The organism is Micromonospora sp. NPDC049274 (assembly GCF_040678875.1).
Taxonomy (GTDB): Bacteria; Actinomycetota; Actinomycetes; order Mycobacteriales; family Micromonosporaceae; genus Micromonospora.
On record NZ_JBFAQS010000002.1, the window covers coordinates 561,449 to 577,625 of the forward strand.

The 16,177-nt window shown below is 68.7% G+C and carries 27 protein-coding genes; 1 reads left to right on the plus strand and 26 read right to left on the minus strand.

Features of this window, described 5'->3' with window-relative positions; genetic code table 11:
• Positions 1–10: 10 nt before the first annotated feature.
• On the minus strand, positions 11–616 hold the full coding sequence (locus AB0K10_RS06155; protein WP_363680443.1) for a methyltransferase: 606 nt from the start codon (positions 614–616) through the stop codon (positions 11–13).
• 102 nt (positions 617–718) lie between these two features.
• Here AB0K10_RS06155 and AB0K10_RS06160 point away from each other — a divergent pair, with 102 nt between their 5' ends.
• Complete coding sequence (locus AB0K10_RS06160) at positions 719–1,819, plus strand: hypothetical protein (protein ID WP_363680445.1); 1,101 nt, start codon at positions 719–721, stop codon at positions 1,817–1,819.
• A 94-nt stretch (positions 1,820–1,913) separates the two neighbouring features.
• On the opposite strand, the gene truA is transcribed toward AB0K10_RS06160, so the two are convergent.
• The 25 genes from truA to rplP form a co-directional block, all read right to left on the minus strand.
• Positions 1,914–2,744 (minus strand): tRNA pseudouridine(38-40) synthase TruA, encoded by an 831-nt coding sequence (gene truA / locus AB0K10_RS06165; protein ID WP_363680447.1) that lies wholly within the window; start codon positions 2,742–2,744, stop codon positions 1,914–1,916.
• Positions 2,745–2,815: 71 nt separating this feature from the next.
• Positions 2,816–3,376 (minus strand): 50S ribosomal protein L17, encoded by a 561-nt coding sequence (rplQ, locus tag AB0K10_RS06170; protein WP_363680449.1) that lies wholly within the window; start codon positions 3,374–3,376, stop codon positions 2,816–2,818.
• Between the two features lie 34 nt (positions 3,377–3,410).
• Positions 3,411–4,433 (minus strand): DNA-directed RNA polymerase subunit alpha, encoded by a 1,023-nt coding sequence (locus AB0K10_RS06175; protein WP_007465227.1) that lies wholly within the window; start codon positions 4,431–4,433, stop codon positions 3,411–3,413.
• Between the two features lie 98 nt (positions 4,434–4,531).
• Positions 4,532–5,158: a 30S ribosomal protein S4 gene (rpsD, locus tag AB0K10_RS06180; protein ID WP_007465229.1), complete on the minus strand. Its 627-nt coding sequence runs from the start codon at positions 5,156–5,158 to the stop codon at positions 4,532–4,534.
• A gap of 13 nt (positions 5,159–5,171) precedes the next feature.
• Positions 5,172–5,579 (minus strand): 30S ribosomal protein S11, encoded by a 408-nt coding sequence (gene rpsK, locus AB0K10_RS06185; RefSeq protein ID WP_030329919.1) that lies wholly within the window; start codon positions 5,577–5,579, stop codon positions 5,172–5,174.
• A gap of 18 nt (positions 5,580–5,597) precedes the next feature.
• A complete protein-coding gene (gene rpsM / locus AB0K10_RS06190) occupies positions 5,598–5,978 on the minus strand; it encodes a 30S ribosomal protein S13 (RefSeq protein WP_007465236.1) in 381 nt (126 codons plus the stop codon).
• A gap of 267 nt (positions 5,979–6,245) precedes the next feature.
• Complete coding sequence (gene rpmJ / locus AB0K10_RS06195) at positions 6,246–6,359, minus strand: 50S ribosomal protein L36 (RefSeq protein ID WP_088952025.1); 114 nt, start codon at positions 6,357–6,359, stop codon at positions 6,246–6,248.
• Positions 6,360–6,450: 91 nt separating this feature from the next.
• A complete protein-coding gene (gene infA, locus AB0K10_RS06200) occupies positions 6,451–6,672 on the minus strand; it encodes a translation initiation factor IF-1 (protein WP_007073013.1) in 222 nt (73 codons plus the stop codon).
• Between the two features lie 377 nt (positions 6,673–7,049).
• Positions 7,050–7,616, minus strand: coding sequence for a DUF1707 domain-containing protein (locus AB0K10_RS06205; protein WP_363680539.1), 567 nt, complete (start codon positions 7,614–7,616; stop codon positions 7,050–7,052).
• Positions 7,617–7,806: 190 nt separating this feature from the next.
• The gene (gene map, locus AB0K10_RS06210) at positions 7,807–8,652 is read right to left on the minus strand and encodes a type I methionyl aminopeptidase (protein ID WP_363680451.1); all 846 of its coding nucleotides are present in this window, start codon (positions 8,650–8,652) and stop codon (positions 7,807–7,809) included.
• An 88-nt stretch (positions 8,653–8,740) separates the two neighbouring features.
• Positions 8,741–9,394: an adenylate kinase gene (locus tag AB0K10_RS06215; protein WP_007465256.1), complete on the minus strand. Its 654-nt coding sequence runs from the start codon at positions 9,392–9,394 to the stop codon at positions 8,741–8,743.
• Entirely contained in the window at positions 9,395–10,723 is a 1,329-nt protein-coding gene (gene secY, locus AB0K10_RS06220) for a preprotein translocase subunit SecY (protein WP_363680453.1), read from the minus strand. It lies immediately after the preceding gene.
• A 231-nt stretch (positions 10,724–10,954) separates the two neighbouring features.
• A complete protein-coding gene (gene rplO, locus AB0K10_RS06225) occupies positions 10,955–11,398 on the minus strand; it encodes a 50S ribosomal protein L15 (RefSeq protein WP_007465260.1) in 444 nt (147 codons plus the stop codon).
• Complete coding sequence (gene rpmD / locus AB0K10_RS06230; protein ID WP_007465262.1) at positions 11,398–11,580, minus strand: 50S ribosomal protein L30; 183 nt, start codon at positions 11,578–11,580, stop codon at positions 11,398–11,400. The genes rplO and rpmD overlap by 1 nt, the downstream gene beginning before the upstream one ends.
• A complete protein-coding gene (gene rpsE, locus AB0K10_RS06235; protein WP_007465263.1) occupies positions 11,580–12,194 on the minus strand; it encodes a 30S ribosomal protein S5 in 615 nt (204 codons plus the stop codon). Before rpsE ends, rpmD begins: the two co-directional genes overlap by 1 nt.
• 34 nt (positions 12,195–12,228) lie before the next feature.
• Positions 12,229–12,606 carry a 50S ribosomal protein L18 gene (rplR, locus tag AB0K10_RS06240; protein ID WP_344355683.1) on the minus strand — a complete coding sequence of 126 codons (378 nt, stop codon included), beginning with the start codon at positions 12,604–12,606 and terminating at the stop codon, positions 12,229–12,231.
• 8 nt (positions 12,607–12,614) lie between these two features.
• Entirely contained in the window at positions 12,615–13,157 is a 543-nt protein-coding gene (gene rplF, locus AB0K10_RS06245) for a 50S ribosomal protein L6 (RefSeq protein ID WP_007465267.1), read from the minus strand.
• A gap of 16 nt (positions 13,158–13,173) precedes the next feature.
• Positions 13,174–13,581, minus strand: coding sequence for a 30S ribosomal protein S8 (gene rpsH, locus AB0K10_RS06250; RefSeq protein ID WP_007465270.1), 408 nt, complete (start codon positions 13,579–13,581; stop codon positions 13,174–13,176).
• A gap of 116 nt (positions 13,582–13,697) precedes the next feature.
• Positions 13,698–13,883, minus strand: a complete 186-nt coding sequence (locus tag AB0K10_RS06255; RefSeq protein WP_007465272.1) for a type Z 30S ribosomal protein S14 — start codon at positions 13,881–13,883, stop codon at positions 13,698–13,700.
• Between the two features lies 1 nt (position 13,884).
• Entirely contained in the window at positions 13,885–14,451 is a 567-nt protein-coding gene (rplE, locus tag AB0K10_RS06260; protein WP_124776994.1) for a 50S ribosomal protein L5, read from the minus strand.
• On the minus strand, positions 14,451–14,771 hold the full coding sequence (gene rplX, locus AB0K10_RS06265; protein WP_355242147.1) for a 50S ribosomal protein L24: 321 nt from the start codon (positions 14,769–14,771) through the stop codon (positions 14,451–14,453). The genes rplE and rplX overlap by 1 nt, the downstream gene beginning before the upstream one ends.
• Positions 14,768–15,136 carry a 50S ribosomal protein L14 gene (rplN, locus tag AB0K10_RS06270; RefSeq protein ID WP_007073026.1) on the minus strand — a complete coding sequence of 123 codons (369 nt, stop codon included), beginning with the start codon at positions 15,134–15,136 and terminating at the stop codon, positions 14,768–14,770. The genes rplX and rplN overlap by 4 nt, the downstream gene beginning before the upstream one ends.
• A gap of 101 nt (positions 15,137–15,237) precedes the next feature.
• Positions 15,238–15,516: a 30S ribosomal protein S17 gene (gene rpsQ / locus AB0K10_RS06275; RefSeq protein ID WP_030489590.1), complete on the minus strand. Its 279-nt coding sequence runs from the start codon at positions 15,514–15,516 to the stop codon at positions 15,238–15,240.
• Positions 15,513–15,749: a 50S ribosomal protein L29 gene (rpmC, locus tag AB0K10_RS06280; protein ID WP_007465283.1), complete on the minus strand. Its 237-nt coding sequence runs from the start codon at positions 15,747–15,749 to the stop codon at positions 15,513–15,515. Before rpmC ends, rpsQ begins: the two co-directional genes overlap by 4 nt.
• On the minus strand, positions 15,749–16,174 hold the full coding sequence (gene rplP / locus AB0K10_RS06285; protein WP_053653940.1) for a 50S ribosomal protein L16: 426 nt from the start codon (positions 16,172–16,174) through the stop codon (positions 15,749–15,751). Before rplP ends, rpmC begins: the two co-directional genes overlap by 1 nt.
• Positions 16,175–16,177: the final 3 nt, after the last annotated feature.

The window sequence follows — 16,177 nt, forward strand, 5'->3', positions numbered from 1 at the left end:
GGACATCCAATTACCGGGTGACCCGCAGCACCCGGAAGCCCTTCTGGCTGGCGTGCCGCTCGACCTGCCACCCCTGGTCGATGATCCAGCGCTGCAGCGAGTCGCCGCCGAGGTGGCGGGCGACGACGAGCCAGCCGACGCCGTCCGGGGCGAGTCGGGGCAGCCACCGCAGCAACAGCTCGTGCAGCTCGTCCTTGCCGATGCGGATCGGTGGGTTGGACCAGAGCTGGGCGAACCGGAGGTCCGCCGGCACGTCGTCCGGCGCGCTCACCCGGACCCGGTCGGCGGCGCCGATCCGCCTGGCGTTGGCGGCGGTCAGCTCGCGTGCGCGGGCGTTGACGTCGACCGCCCAGACCGTGCTCGTCGGCGCCACGTCGGCCAGCACGCAGGTGATCGGGCCGAACCCGCAGCCGAGGTCGAGGAGGTCACCGACGGTGTCGGCGGCGGGCAGCTCGGCCTTGCGCAGGAGTACGGCGGTGCCGGCGTCGAGGCGGCTGGCGGAGAAGACGCCGCCGGCCGAGACGAGCTGGTAGTCGCGGTCGGCGACGGAGAACTCGACCTCGCGCGCCGGTGCGTCGCTGGCGGGTTGAGCGGTGAAGTAGTGGTCGCCGGTCACGCCGGCAATTCTCGCACCGGCCGGGTCAGGCCCCGACACGGCCCGCAGCCGCATTTCCCAATATTACCCCCTAAAGGGACAATGGCTCCTACTCTGGGCGACATGGTGTATCGGTACGAGTCCGATGAGGACGAATTCGAGGACCCGGAGCCCGGGTCCGACCTGGCCGTGCTCGGCGCCGGTCCGCCTCCGCCGGCCGGCCCCTCACCGTCACGCTTCCCCGCCCCGTCGCTGCCTCGGCCGAACCAGCTGCTGCTGCCGTCGACCCAGGCGCCACGGAGCCAGGAGTCACGGAACCAGGCGCCACCGACCCAGGTGCCACCGGTCACCCGCGTCAGCGCCCCGGTCGCGGCCCCGCGCAGCCAGGTCTACACGACGGCTGAAGCCGTAACGTCGCCCACACGGCGTGGCGGCGGCCGGCTCTGGCAGGTGCTGATCGGCGGCGCGGCCGTCCTCGTCCTACTGGCGCTCTGCGGCCTGGGCGCGGCCGCGCTGCTCGTGGACGACGACCCCGCCCCACAGGCCACCGCCACGAGCCAGCCCAACGTCGGCGCGTCCGCTCCCGCGCAACGGCAGGACCTCGACTCGCGGGACACCGACCAGGCGCCGCTCACCGCGAAGGAGCTCTTTCCCGGCAAGGAGTTGAAGCTCGCCGACGGCCAGCCCGCCTACCAGGTGCTCAAGACGCACTCCAGCGGCAGTTGCGCCGTCGCCGCCACCGACGAGGTGGCCGACCTGCTCCTCCGGCTCGGCTGCAACCAGGTCGTCCGGGCGACGCTTCGGGCACCCGGCGGCGACTACCTGGTCACCGCCGGCCTGTTCAACCTCACCGACAAGGTCAGCGCCGAACGGGTCCGGGACCAGATCCGGCACATCCTCGACAACCGGCAGGGCCGGTTCCGGGGTCTGAGCGCCGGTGACGACGCTGACGTCCTGACCAGCGCCCCGGCTCGGGTCGGCTGGCAGGCCCGGGGCCACTACCTGGCGTACGCGCTGGTGGTCCGCGCGGACGGGGCCGCGGTCAAGTCCGGCGACGCGAAGATCCGGGACGTCCTGTACGACATGATCGAGATACACCTCAGTCGAGGCGTGCTGCAACGGCGGGCCGACACCGCCACGGCTGGACAACCAACGGCGGCGCCGACCGAGGGCAGCGGCACCCAGAACGGCAGCACCGACGACGGCGACCTGCCGGGCGACTGATCCGCGACTCCGCGCGCCGGGTGTGCCGCCGACGGGTGGCACACCCGCCGTCGTCCGCGACCGCCGTCGTCAGCCCACGACGAGGCCGTCGTCGTCAGCCCTCGACGGGCACGCGCAGGCGGCGCGTCAGGTCCGCGCGACGGGCGTAGTCGGCCGGGTCGTCCGGGTAGCCGACCGCGACCAGGGTGAGGCCGTGCGCCGGGGCCACAGTCACCTCACTGGAGCGTTCCTGCCGGTCGAGCAGGCTGCCCGGCCACTCGACCGTCCGGCGACCGTCGCCGGCCGCCAGCATCGCTCCTACGAGGCTGCGGACCATGGCCTGGCAGAACGCGTCCGCCTGCACGGTGGCGACCAGGATGCCGTCCGGGTCGCGCCGCCAGTCCAGTCGGGTCACCTCGCGCAGCGTCGTCGCGTTCTCCTTGCGCCGGCAGTACGCGGCGAAGTCGTGCTCCCCCACCAGACCCGCCGCAGCGGCGTTCAGGGCGGCCAGGTCCAGCGGTCGCGGCCAGGCCAGCACCTCGTGTCGGCGCAACGGCTCGGCGCCGTACGGGGCGTCGGTCACCCGGTACTCGTAGCGCCGGAAGGTTGCCGAGAAGCGGGCGTCGAAGTCGGCCGGCACCTCCGACATCGCCCGTACCCGCACGTCGGTGGGGAGCAGCCGCGCGAGACGGCGCAGCAACCGTCCCTCGTGCTCGCGCCACACCTCGGCGGGGAGGTCCAGGTGGCAGACCTGCCCGGTGGCGTGCACCCCCGCGTCGGTGCGACCCGCGACGGTCAGACCTGTCGCCGTACCCGCGCCGAGCACCAGGTCCAGGGTCTCGACGAGCACCCCGGCGACGGTCCGCCGGGTCGGCTGGGGCGCCCAGCCGGAGAAACTGGCGCCGTCGTACGAGACGTCCAGCCGCAGCCGGATCCGCTCGTCCACCTCGTACCTCCTGTTACGGGTCGGGCCCGACACCCCGTGAGGGGTGCCGGGCCCGGAAACGATGCCCGAGGTCAGGCCTTGTTCTCCTCGGTGGCGAGGTCGCTGTCCTCGCGCGCCTCGGCGGTGTCGCCGGATGCCGACACCGGCGCCTCGGAGTCCTGGTCGGCCGGGGCCGACTGCGGGGTCTCGTCGGCCGGGGCGAGCGCCTCGACCTTGTCCTGCTGCGCGGCCTTGCGGGCGGCGGTCTTCTTGTTCACCTTGGGCTCGGCGACCTGAAGCTCTTCCACCAGCTCGATGATGGCCATCGGCGCGTTGTCGCCCTTGCGCGGACCGGTCTTCACGATCCGGGTGTAACCGCCGGGGCGGTTCGAGTACCGGGGCGCGATCTGGTCGAACAGGGCGTACACCACGTCCTTGTCCTTGACGACACCCAGCACCCGCCGCCGCGAGGCGAGGTCACCGCGCTTGGCCTTGGTGATGAGCTGCTCGGCCAGCGGACGCAGCCGACGGGCCTTCGTCTCGGTGGTCTGGATCTTGCCGTGCTGGAACAGCGCGGTCGCCAGGTTGGCGAGCATCAGCCGCTCGTGCGAGGGGCTGCCGCCGAGGCGGGGGCCCTTGGTGGGCGTGGGCATTTTTGGTGCTCCTCAGTTGTGGCGGCAGCGCGGACTAGAGCTGCTCGGTCTCGCGGTAGTCGTCGGTGTCGTAGTCGGCCTCGCCGAAGGTGTCCACGACGTGCGCCGGGTCGAAGTTCGGAGCCGAGTCCTTCAGCCCGAGACCCATCCCGGCGAGCTTCATCTTGACCTCGTCGATCGACTTCTGACCGAAGTTGCGGATGTCGAGGAGGTCGGCCTCGGTACGCCCGATGAGCTCACCAACGGAGTTGATGCCCTCGCGCTTGAGGCAGTTGTAGGAGCGGACGGTGAGGTCCAGCTCCTCGATCGGCAGAGCGAGGTCCGCCGCCAGCTGGGCGTCCTGCGGGGACGGCCCGATGTCGATGCCCTCGGCGGTCTCGTCCAGCTCACGAGCCAGCCCGAACAGCTCCACAAGCGTCGAACCGGCGGAGGCCAGCGCGGTACGCGGGCCCATCGACGGCTTGGTCTCGACGTCGATGATGAGCCGGTCGAAGTCGGTGCGCTGCTCGACGCGGGTCGCCTCGACGCGGTACGTCACCTTCAGCACGGGCGAGTAGATCGAGTCGACCGGGATGCGGCCGATCTCGGCGCCGGACTGCTTGTTCTGTGCGGCCGTCACGTAGCCCCGGCCCCGCTCGACGGTCAGCTCCATGTCGAGCCGGCCCTTGCCGTTGAGGGTCGCGAGCTTGAGGTCCGGGTTGTGCACCGAGACGCCGGCCGGGGGCTGGATGTCGCCCGCCGTCACGTCGCCCGGGCCCTGCTTGCGCAGGTACATGCTGACCGGCTCGTCGTGCTCGGAGCTGACGCACAGCTCCTTGATGTTCATGACGAGCTCGACCACGTCCTCCTTGACACCGGGGATCGTGGTGAACTCGTGCAGCACGCCGTCGATCTTGATCGAGGTGACCGCCGCACCCGGGATCGACGACAGCAGCGTGCGCCGCAGCGAGTTGCCCAGGGTGTAGCCGAAGCCCGGCTCGAGCGGCTCGATGGCGAACCGCGACCGGGTCTCGTTGATCGACTCCTCGGAGAGGGAGGGTCGCTGGCTGATGAGCATGTTGTCTCTTCTCTTCCGGGACGCCCGCTATTTGACGTCCACGACACAAACTGTTCCGGTGGCCCGCCCCGGAGGGCGGGCCACCGCAACGAGCCCGACTACTTGGAGTAGAGCTCGACGATCAGCTGCTCCTGGACCTGCGTGTCAATGACCTGCCGGGCCGGGAGGGAGTGCACGAGCACCTTCATCTGGCTGGGGATTGCCTCCAGCCAGGCCGGCACCGTCTTCGAACCGGCCTGAGCCTGCGCCACCACGAACGGGGTGAGCTCCTTGCTCTTGCCCCGGACCTCGATGATGTCGTGCTCCTTGACGCGGTACGACGGGATGTCGACCTTCTTGCCGTTCACCGTGAAGTGACCGTGCTTGACCAGCTGGCGGGCCATGTCCCGCGAGTGGGCGTAGCCGGCCCGGTAAACGACGTTGTCCAGCCGCGACTCGAGGATCTGCAGGAGGACCTCACCGGTCTTGGCCTGCTTGCCAACGGCTTCCTCGTAGTAGCCACGGAACTGCTTCTCCAGCACGCCGTAGACACGACGGGCCTTCTGCTTCTCGCGGAGCTGGAGCAGGTACTCCGTCTCCTTGGTGCGGCCGCGGCCGTGCTGCCCGGGCGGGAACGGCCGGGACTCGAACGGGCACTTCGGACCATCGCACTTGCTGCCCTTGAGGAACAGCTTCATCTTCTCCCGCCGGCAACGGCGGCAGTCTGCACCGGTGTAACGAGCCATCTCTCTCTACCTCTCAGACCCGGCGACGCTTCGGCGGACGGCACCCGTTGTGCGGCTGCGGGGTGACGTCGGCGATCTGCCCGACCTCGAGGCCCACGGCCTGCAGCGAACGGATGGCGGTCTCCCGGCCGGAGCCGGGGCCCTTGACGAAAACGTCGACCTTGCGCATGCCGTGCTCCATGGCGCGACGCGCGGCAGCCTCGGCGGCCAGCTGCGCGGCGAACGGAGTCGACTTGCGGGAGCCCTTGAAGCCCACCTGGCCAGCGGAGGCCCAGGAGATGACCGCACCGGTCGGGTCCGTGATGGACACGATGGTGTTGTTGAAGGTGCTCTTGATGTGCGCCTGCCCGTGGGCGACGTTCTTGCGTTCCTTGCGCCGGACCTTCTTGACAGCGGCTCCGGCACGAGCCTTCGGTGGCATAAGTCTTCTGCGCTCCTATTACTTCTTGCCGGGCTTCTTCTTGCCGGCGACGGTCCGCTTCGGGCCCTTGCGGGTCCGTGCGTTGGTCTTGGTCCGCTGGCCACGCACGGGCAGGCCCCGGCGGTGCCGGATGCCGGCGTAGCAGCCGATCTCGACCTTGCGGCGGATGTCAGCGGCGACCTCGCGGCGCAGGTCGCCTTCAACCTTGTAGTTGCCCTCGATGTGGTCGCGGAGCTGCACGAGCTCCTCGTCCGTGAGGTCCCGAGCGCGCTTGTCCGGCGAGATGCCGGTGGCGGCGAGTGTCTCCAGGGCGCGGGTGCGACCGACCCCGAAGATGTAGGTGAGCGCGATCTCCATCCGCTTCTCGCGGGGGAGATCCACGCCGACTAGACGTGCCATGTGCGGGCGTACTCCTCGTGATGTGTGGCGGAGGTGTGGACCCGTCCCACCCCGCTACCGGCCGTCCCGTCTTTCCGACGCTGTCAGCGCCGGCGACCGGGATCGGTCGCTGCCCAAGCGGGCCCCGGCCTCCGACCGGGGGTCAGCCACGCAGGAGTACGTCTCGCGTACCGCTCGCGGCTGGGACGAGCATGTGTGATGTGTGTGTCGCAGGGGATCTGCCTGGACCAACGCCACCCGGCCGTTGTCACGGCCGAACGGGCTGAGTCAGCCCTGGCGCTGCTTGTGGCGCGGGTCGCTGCAGATGACCATGACCCGGCCGTGCCGGCGGATAACCCGGCACTTCTGGCAGATCCTCTTGACGCTCGGCTTGACCTTCACGGTTGCCTTACTTCCCATCTGGCCCGGGGACGCGCGTTGCACGACACCAGACGTCGAAGACGGACACGGGACTTCCCGGCCGCCGTCAGGACTACTTGTAGCGGTAGACGATGCGCCCGCGGGTCAGGTCGTACGGCGAGAGTTCGACGACGACCCGGTCCTCCGGCAGGATGCGGATGTAGTGCTGTCGCATCTTGCCGCTGATGTGAGCCAACACCTTGTGGCCGTTCGCGAGCTCCACCCGGAACATGGCGTTCGGCAGGGGCTCGATGACCCGACCCTCGATCTCAATGGCTCCGTCTTTTTTCGGCATGTCCTCCGCTGTCCTGACGTCGATTGCTCCGGGCGGCCCACAACGCCTTACACGGGGAACTGACCAAGATCAGAAGCCCGCGCCAGCCGCGGCTCCAGGTCCCACCGAAGCGCAGGGTGGGCATGCCGGAGTGGACGCTGTGCGCCGAACAGAAAGTGTACGCCGGCCTGCGCGCCGTCGCCAAACCGGCCACCCACCGCGTCGCCGCGTCGCCCCCAGCTCGCCCGCGCAACCCTCCGATGATCTCCGCAAACGCCGCCCCACATCGACTGTTGATCATGGGGTTGGCGAGGCGGCACACGGCCGTCGGCCTCGTCAACCCCATGATCAACGGTGGTTGGTTCGGTGCGGCGGGTCGGCCGGACGGGGTCGGTGGGTCAGGTTTCGGGTTTGGGGTCTTCTGGGTCGTTGGCGTGCAGCTCGCGGCGGCGCTCGCGCTTGGCCCGCCTGCGCTCACGCCGGCGCTCCCGCTCGATCGCCTGGCGGCGGGGCTCTCCCCCGGCCAGCCCGCCGACCGTCCGGAGCACCAGCACCGCGCCCCACGGGCCGGCCACCCAGCCCGGCCAGAAATAGAGCAGTTGCTGGCTCAGCAGCGAGGTCACGCCCCAGATCGTCACCACGATGGCGACCACCTTCAGGTACGGCAGCCACACCTCGGCCAGCCAACGACCGACGTGGCCGTGCACGACCGGGGCGGGCCGACCGACGGGCGGCTCGACCGACGCGCTGGCCGACCGCAGGGCCGAATGCTCCGGGGGCGCCACCGGCGGCAGATCGCTGAGCAGGGCGTCCAGCTCGGCGTACGTGCGCGCCGCGTAGGCCCGCTGCACCCGCTCGTCGTACTCGTGCAGGTCCAACCGGCCCTCGCCGAGTGCGACACGCAGCCGGTCGGCAACCACCTCACGGTCCGCGTCCGCGGCCCGCATCCCGTCGCGCCCGTCCATGCCGGCAAGCATGCCACCGCCACGCCAGTCCCGTCCGGCCCGCCCGTCCACCCTCCCACCCGTCCGCGCTCCCACCCCACCCCGCACGGTTGATCATGAAGTTATTGCCAGCCTCATCGGCGTGTCAGGGCAATAACTTCATGATCGACGAGCGGGGGGTGGGGTTGGGGGTGGGGTTGGGGGTGGGGGGTTAGGGGGTGGTGGCGGGTTGGCGTGCGGTTACCAGGTCGCCTAGGCGGGCGCGGCCGCCGTCGAAGGCCGTGAGCACCCACACGCCGTCAGGCAACAGCGCCATCGAGTGCTCGACGTGCGCGGCGACCGACCCGTCCCGGGTGACGACCGTCCAACCGTCGGCCAGTTCGACGGTACGCGGCGACGCCATGGTGATCATCGGCTCGATCGCCAGCGCCATGCCGGGGACCAGACGCGGCCCCTTGCCCGGCCTACCGTGGTTGAGCACGTGCGGGTCCTGGTGCATCTCGGTGCCGATGCCGTGGCCACCGTAGCCGTCGACGATGCCGTACCGGCCGCCCTTGCGGACCGCGGTCTCCACCGCGTACGAGATGTCGGTGAGCCGCCCCTTGCCGCTGGCCGCACCACGCGCCGCCGCGGCGATGCCCGCCCACATCGCGTCCTCGGCGACCTCGGCCATCTTGAGCAGCGCCGGGTCGACGTCGCCGACCCCGACGGTGATCGCGGAATCGCCGTGCCACCCGTTGAGCACCGCGCCGCAGTCGATCGAGATGAGGTCGCCCTCGGAGAGCACCTGCTGCGGCGACGGGATGGCGTGCACGATCTGCTCATTGACCGAGGAGCAGATCGACGCCGGGAAGCCGTGGTAGCCCTTGAAGGACGGGACGGCGCCCGCCTCTCGGATCGTCGACTCGGCGATGGCGTCCAGATCGGCCGTGCTCACACCGGGGGCCACTGCCTCGCGCATCCGGCGCAGGGCCTCGGCGACCACGAGCCCGGCCGCGCGCATCTTGTCGATCTGGTCAGGGGTCTTCAGCTGGATGTCCAGCTGGGGACGACGCATGGAGCGGTTACCTTTCGTTGCCGAAAAGCGGGGCACGTCGCGCGTACCCCGCTCTTCGCACTCTATCCGCCGCGGTGCGGCGAGGACCTCAGCCGCCGTACGACCGCAGTGCGTCGATGGCCCTGGTGGTGACGTCCTCCACCGGGCCGGTGGCGTCGATCCCCACCAGCTTGCCCTGGGCGCCGTAGTAGTCGACCAGGGGCGCGGTCTTCTCGCTGTATTCCCGCAGGCGGGTGGCGATGGTCTCCGGCTTGTCGTCGTCGCGCTGGAACAGCTCGGCGCCACACCTGTCACAGATGCCCGGCCGGGTGGTGGCGTCGAACTCGACGTGCCAGATCTTGCCGCAACCCCGGCAGGTACGCCTGCCGGAGAGCCGCCGGATCACCTCGTCGTCGTCGACCACCAGCTCCAACACCAGATCCAGGGCGGTGCCCAGATCGGCGAGGAGCTTGTCCAGAGCGGCGGCCTGCGGCGTGGTCCGCGGGAAGCCGTCGAGCAGGAAGCCCTCGCTGGCGTCGGGCTCGGCCAGCCGGTCCCGGACCATGTTGATGGTGACCTCGTCCGGAACCAGCTCGCCTGCGTCCATGTAACGCTTGGCCTCGACGCCGAGCGGCGTGCCCTGGGTGACGTTCGAGCGGAAGATGTCTCCGGTCGAGATCTTGGGTACCGACAGGTGCGCGGCGACGAACTCTGCCTGCGTGCCCTTACCCGCACCCGGCGGGCCAACCAGAACTAGTCTCATCTACCGCAGGAACCCTTCGTAGTTCCGCTGCATGAGTTGGCTCTCGATCTGCTTCACGGTCTCCAGACCGACGCCGACCATGATGAGCACAGCGGTGCCACCGAACGGGAAGTTCTGGTACTGCTGGCTGTCCAGCCAGATGAAGAAGAAGTTCGGCAGGATCGAGATGATGCCGAGGTAGAGCGCGCCCGGCAGGGTGATCCGGCTGAGGATGAAGTCCAGGTAGTCGGCCGTCGGCTTGCCCGGCCGGATACCCGGCACGAACCCGCCGTACTTCTTCATGTTGTCCGCGACCTCGGTCGGGTTGAACGTGATCGAGACGTAGAAGTACGTGAAGAAGATGATCAGCAGGAAGTAGACCGAGATGTAGATCGGGCTGTTCGGTGCGACCAGGTTGTTCTGGATCCACGCCTGGACCTTGCCCGGATCGTTCTGGTCGAAGAACTGCAGGGCCAACTGCGGGAGGTAGAGCAGCGACGAGCCGAAGATGACCGGGATGACACCCGCCTGGTTGACCTTCAGCGGGATGTAGGTCGAGGTGCCGCCGTACATCCGCCGGCCGATCATCCGCTTGGCGTACTGCACCGGGATCCGGCGCTGCGCCTGCTCGATGAACGTGACCGCGGTGATGACCACCAGAACCAGCGCGATGACGAGAGCGAACTTGCCCCAGCCCTGTTGGGTCTTGATCTGCCAGCCCTCGCCGGGCAGCCGGGCCGCGATCGAGGTGAAGATCAGAACGGACATGCCGTTGCCGACGCCCCGGTCGGTGATCAGCTCACCGAGCCACATGACCATGCCGGTGCCGGCGGTCATGGTGATCACCAGGACGGCCAGGGTCAGCCAGTCCGGGATGCCGGTGTTCTCGGGGATGATCGGGAACTGGTCGCAGCGGTTCTGGAACAGCTGACCCGAGCGGGCCAGCGCCACGAACGCCGAGGCCTGCAGCACGCCGAGACCGAGGGTCAGGTAGCGGGTGTACTGCGTGATCTTCGCCTGACCGGCCTGGCCCTCCTTGCGGAGCTGCTCCAGGCGCGGAATCACGACGGTCAGCAGCTGCAGGATGATCGACGCGGTGATGTAGGGCATGATGCCCAGCGCGAAGACCGAGAGCTGTAGCAGCGCCCCGCCGGAGAAGAGGTTGAGCAGATTCAGCGGGCCCGTCGTGTCACCCGAGATGGAGTCGAGGCACTTCTGCACGTTGCCGTACGAGACGCCCGGGCTGGGGAGCGTGGCACCCAGCCGGTAGACCGCGATGATGCCTACTGTGAACAGCAGCTTCTTGCGCAGGTCAGGCGTACGGAACGCACTGAGAAAGGCGGACAGCAACTTCTTCCTCCTGCGCGAGGCGGGCCGCCGGTGATCCCTGGCGGGTGGGGGTGGATCACGGGCGAGTGCCCGCAATCCATGGCTGGGATGGGACTCTAACAGCCCTGTCCCGCTCCGGGCAGGTGTGCCCGGCTACATAAACCGAATCCGATATTACCGGGCGCACACGGCCCAGGCAGACCTAGGCGCCCGCCAGTTGCTCACAACCGACGGGCGCCGAGGTCGTACGCCTTACAGCTCGGTGGCGGAGCCACCGGCGGCAGCGATCTTCTCCTTGGCCGACGCGCTGAACGCGTGCGCCGACACCTGGAGCGCCACCCCGCCAAGGTCCCCGGTGCCGAGGACCTTGACCGGCTGGCCCTTGCGGACCGCGCCGGCCTCGACCAGCTCGAGCGGGCCAACCTGGCCACCGTTCGGGAACAGCTCGGCGAGCCGGTCCAGGTTGACAACCTGGAAGACCACCTTGAACTTGTTCTTGAAGCCCTTCATCTTCGGAAGGCGCATGTGGATGGGCATCTGCCCACCCTCGAACGCCGCCGAGATGTTCTTGCGGGCCTTGGAGCCCTTCGTACCGCGACCAGCGGTCTTGCCCTTGGAACCCTCACCACGACCCACACGGGTCTTCGCGGTCTTGGAACCGGGTGCCGGGCGCAGGTGGTGCACCTTGATCGTCATTACTCGACCTCCTCGACCTTCACGAGGTGGCTCACAGTGAAGATCATGCCGCGGATCTCGGGCCGGTCCTCCTTGACCACCACGTCGTTGATCCGCTTGAGACCGAGCGAACGCAGCGACTCACGCTGGTTGTGCTTGGTCCCGATACCGGACCGGAGCTGGGTGACCTTCAGGCGTGCCATCAGCGCGCCACCCCCGCACGCGACGCCAGCATGGCGGCCGGCGCAACGTCCTCCACCGGCAGGCCACGACGCGCCGCGACCTGCTCGGGGGACTCAAGCCCCTTCAGGGCCGCCACGGTGGCGTGCACGATGTTGATCGGGTTCGACGAGCCGAGGCTCTTGGAGAGCACGTCGTGGATCCCGGCGCACTCCAGCACGGCGCGCACCGGACCACCGGCGATGACACCCGTACCGGCCGAGGCCGGCTTGAGCAGCACGACGCCAGCGGCGTCCTCACCCGTCACCGGGTGCGGGATCGACTGACCGATCCGCGGAACCTTGAAGAAGTGCTTCTTGGCCTCCTCGACACCCTTGGCGATGGCCGCGGGCACCTCCTTGGCCTTTCCGTAGCCCACGCCGACCGTGCCGTCGCCGTCGCCCACGATCACCAGGGCGGTGAAGCTGAAGCGACGACCACCCTTCACGACCTTGGCGACGCGGTTGATCGCGACGACCCGCTCAAGGTGCGGGGTCTTCTCGACGGGCGCGTTTCCGCGGCCGCCCTCACGGCGGTTGTCGCGGCGACCACCCTCGTTGCCACCGGACCCGCCGCCACGGCGCTGTTGACCTGGCATCAGCAGCCTTCCTTATCTCTCGTGACGGGGTTTGTTAGAACTCGAGCCCGGCTTCGCGGGCGGCGTCGGCAAGCGCGGCGACTCGCCCCGCGTACCGGTTGCCACCGCGGTCGAAGACGACCTTGGAGACGCCGGCGGCCTTCGCCCGCTCGGCGAGCAGGGCGCCCACCTTGCCGGCGAGGGCGCTCTTGTCGCCCTCCGTACCGCGCAGCGAGGAGTCCAGGGTCGACGCCGACGCCAGGGTGTGACCCTTGGTGTCGTCGACGATCTGGGCAACCATGTGCCGCAGCGAACGGGTGACGACCAGGCGCGGACGCTCGGCCGTACCGCTGACGTTCTTGCGGACGCGGAAGTGCCGACGCGCACGCCCAACGGCGCGCTTGGCGGCGACGCCGCGGCGGCGCTTGAGCAGCGTGGCGCTCACTTCTTACCTGCCTTTCCAGCCTTGCGGCGGATGACCTCGCCCTGGTACTTCACGCCCTTGCCCTTGTAGGGCTCCGGCGGACGGATCTTCCGGATGTTGGCGGCGACCTCACCGACCTGCTGCTTGTCGATGCCGGCCACGTGGAACAGGGTCGGCCGCTCCACCGTGAAGGTGATGCCCGCCGGCGCGGGAACGACCACCGGGTGCGAGAACCCGAGCGCGAACTCGAGGTCCGAACCCTTGGCGGTGACCCGGTAACCGGTGCCGGCGATCTCCAGGCTCTTGCGGTAGCCCTCGGTCACGCCGACGATCATGTTGGCGACCAGGGTACGGCTCAGGCCGTGCAGCTCCTTGGCCTTGCGCTCGTCGTTCGGGCGGTTGACGTTCAGCTGCCCGTCCTCCGCGCGCTCGACCGTGATCGGGTCGGCGATCGTGTGCTGCAGCTCGCCCTTCGGGCCCTTGACCTTGACGGTCTGCCCGTCGATCGTGATGTCGACGCCGGCTGGTACCGGGATCGACTTACGTCCAATTCGCGACATTTCTACCAGTCTCCCGTTACCAGACGAAGGCGAGGACTTCCCCGCCAACACTCCGCTTGCGGGCCTGCCGGTCGGTCAGCAGCCCCTGGGACGTCGAAATGATCGCCACGCCCAGCCCACCGAGCACCCGCGGGAGCCCGTCCGACTTGGCGTACACCCGGAGACCGGGCTTGGACACGCGCTTGATGCCGGCCAGGCTCCGCTCGCGGTTCTGGCCATACTTCAGCTCGACGACCAGTCGCTTGCCGACGGCACCCTCCTCGGGCTCCTCGACCGACCAGGTGGCGATGTAACCCTCGGCCTTCAGGACCTCGGCGATGTTCGCCTTGATCTTGGAGTAGGGCATCTTCACCTGATCGTGGTACGCCTGGTTGGCGTTACGCAGACGCGTGAGCATGTCTGCGATCGGGTCGGTCATCGTCATGGATTTCGTCAGCCTTTCTCGCCGGGGTTCCCGGGGCATCAGCCCCGGGCCTACGGCGAAGAGCAATACCTAATCGGTGCAGGAGTTCCCGGCTGACAGCCGGGACGCGGTCGCCCTTACCAGGAAGCCTTGGACACACCCGGCAGCTCACCGCGGTGGGCCATCTCCCGGATGCAGACCCGGCAGAGCCCGAACTTGCGGTAGACCGCCTTCGGACGCCCGCACCGCTGGCAGCGGGTGTACGCGCGAACCGAGAACTTCGGCTTCGCGGCCGCCTTGATGATCAGCGCCTTCTTGGCCATCTCAGTTCTCCTTGAACGGGAAGCCCAGGAGCTTGAGCAGCGCCCGGCCCTCGTCGTCGGTCGTAGCGGTGGTGACCACCGTGATGTCCATGCCCCGCTGGCGATCGATCCGGTCCTGGTCGATCTCGTGGAACACCGACTGCTCGGTCAGACCGAACGTGTAGTTGCCGTGCCCGTCGAGCTTGCGCCCGTCCAGACCGCGGAAGTCGCGGATACGCGGCAGCGCGATGGACAGCAGCCGGTCCAGGAACTCCCACATACGGTCGCCGCGGAGGGTCACCTTCGCGCCGATCGGCATGCCCTCGCGGAGCTTGAACTGCGCGATGGACTTGGTCGCCCGCCGCACCTGCGGCTTCTGGCCGGTGATCGTGGCGAGGTCGCGGACCGCGCCGTCGATCAGCTTGGCGTCGCGAGCAGCCTCGCCGACACCCATGTTGACGACGATCTTGACCAGCCGCGGCACCTGCATAGGGTTGCCGTAGCTGTTCTGCTCACGCAGCTGGGCCACGATCTCGTTGCGGTACCGCTCCTTGAGGCGCGGCAGGGTCTTTTCGGTAGCCGTGGTCATCACAGGTCCTTACCGGTGCTACGCGCGATGCGGACCTTCTGGCCGTTGTCGTCGAAGCGGTAACCGACGCGGGTCGGCTTGCCGTCGGAGTCCAGGACCTGCACGTTCGAGACGTGGATCGGGGCCTCCTGGGTGACGATGCCGCCGGTCTTGGCGCCACGCTGGGTGGTGCTGATGCGGGTGTGCTTCTTGACCCGGTTCACGCCCTCGACCAGGACCTTGTCCTGCCGCGGGTAGGCCGCGATGACCTTACCCTTGGCACCCTTGTCCTTGCCGGCGATGACGACGACCGTGTCGCCCTTCTTGACCTTCACGGTCACAACACCTCCGGCGCGAGGGAAATGATCTTCATGAACCGCTTGTCCCGCAGCTCCCGGCCCACCGGGCCGAAGATGCGGGTTCCACGCGGGTCCCCACCGTCCTTGATGATGACGGCGGCGTTCTCGTCGAAGCGGATGTACGAGCCGTCCGGCCGCCGCTTCTCCTTGGCCGTGCGAACGACGACTGCCTTGACGACGTCGCCCTTCTTCACACCGGCACCCGGGATCGCGTCCTTGACCGTGGCCACGATGACGTCGCCGATGCTCGCGTAGCGCCGACCGGAGCCACCGAGAACCCGGATGCAGAGGATCTCCCGAGCACCCGTGTTGTCGGCGACGCGCAGTCGCGACTCCTGCTGAATCACGTCTATCTCCTATGTCTGCCGGTTCTCCGGCCGCCGTCGCGGCCGGCCGGAGCCTGGCGGAACCTACGCCCGACGCATCGCCGGGCGAGCTCGAGCCTTCGCTACTTGGCCTTTTCCAGGATCTCCACGATCCGCCAACGCTTGGTGGCGCTCAGCGGCCGGGTCTCCATGATGAGAACCCGGTCACCGGTGCCAGCGGCGTTCTGCTCGTCGTGCACCTTCAGCTTGGCCGTACGGCGCATGATCTTGCCGTACAGCGCGTGCCGAACCCGGTCCTCGACCTCGACGACGACGGTCTTGTCCATCTTGTCGCTGATCACCAGGCCCTCGCGGACCTTGCGGCGCGACCGCGCGGCGGCGGTGGCGGTCTCTTCGGTCATGATGCAGTCACCTCAGTCGGCGCGGCCGAGAGCCCCAGCTCGCGCTCACGCATGATCGTGTAGATCCGGGCGATCTCCCGACGGATGACCTGCAACCGCCGGTTGTTGTCCAGCTGCCCGGTTGCGGCCTGCACGCGGAGGTTGAACAGCTCCGCCTTGGCCTCCCGCAGCTTCGTGACCAGCTCCTCTTCGGAGAGCTCACGCAGCTCGGTCGCCTTAACGCCCGCTGCCATCAGGATTCACCCACTTCGCGCGTAACAATGCGGCACTTCATCGGGAGCTTGTGAATCGCGCGACGCATGGCCTCTCGCGCGGTCTGCTCGTTGGGGAAGGACATCTCGAAGAGAACCCGCCCCGGCTTGACGTTGGCGACCCACCACTCGGGCGAACCCTTACCGGAACCCATCCGGGTCTCGGCAGGCTTCTTGGTGAGGGCCTGGTCCGGGAAGATCGTGATCCAGACCTTGCCACCACGCTTGATGTGGCGAGTCATCGCGATACGTGCCGACTCGATCTGCCGGTTCGTCACGTACGCCGGCTCGAGAGCCTGGATCCCGAACTCGCCGAACACCACCCGGTTACCACCCTTGGACGCGCCACTGCGGTCCGGGTGGTGCGGCTTGCGGAAGCCCTTCGGGGGCTTGCGCGGCATCAGCATCTG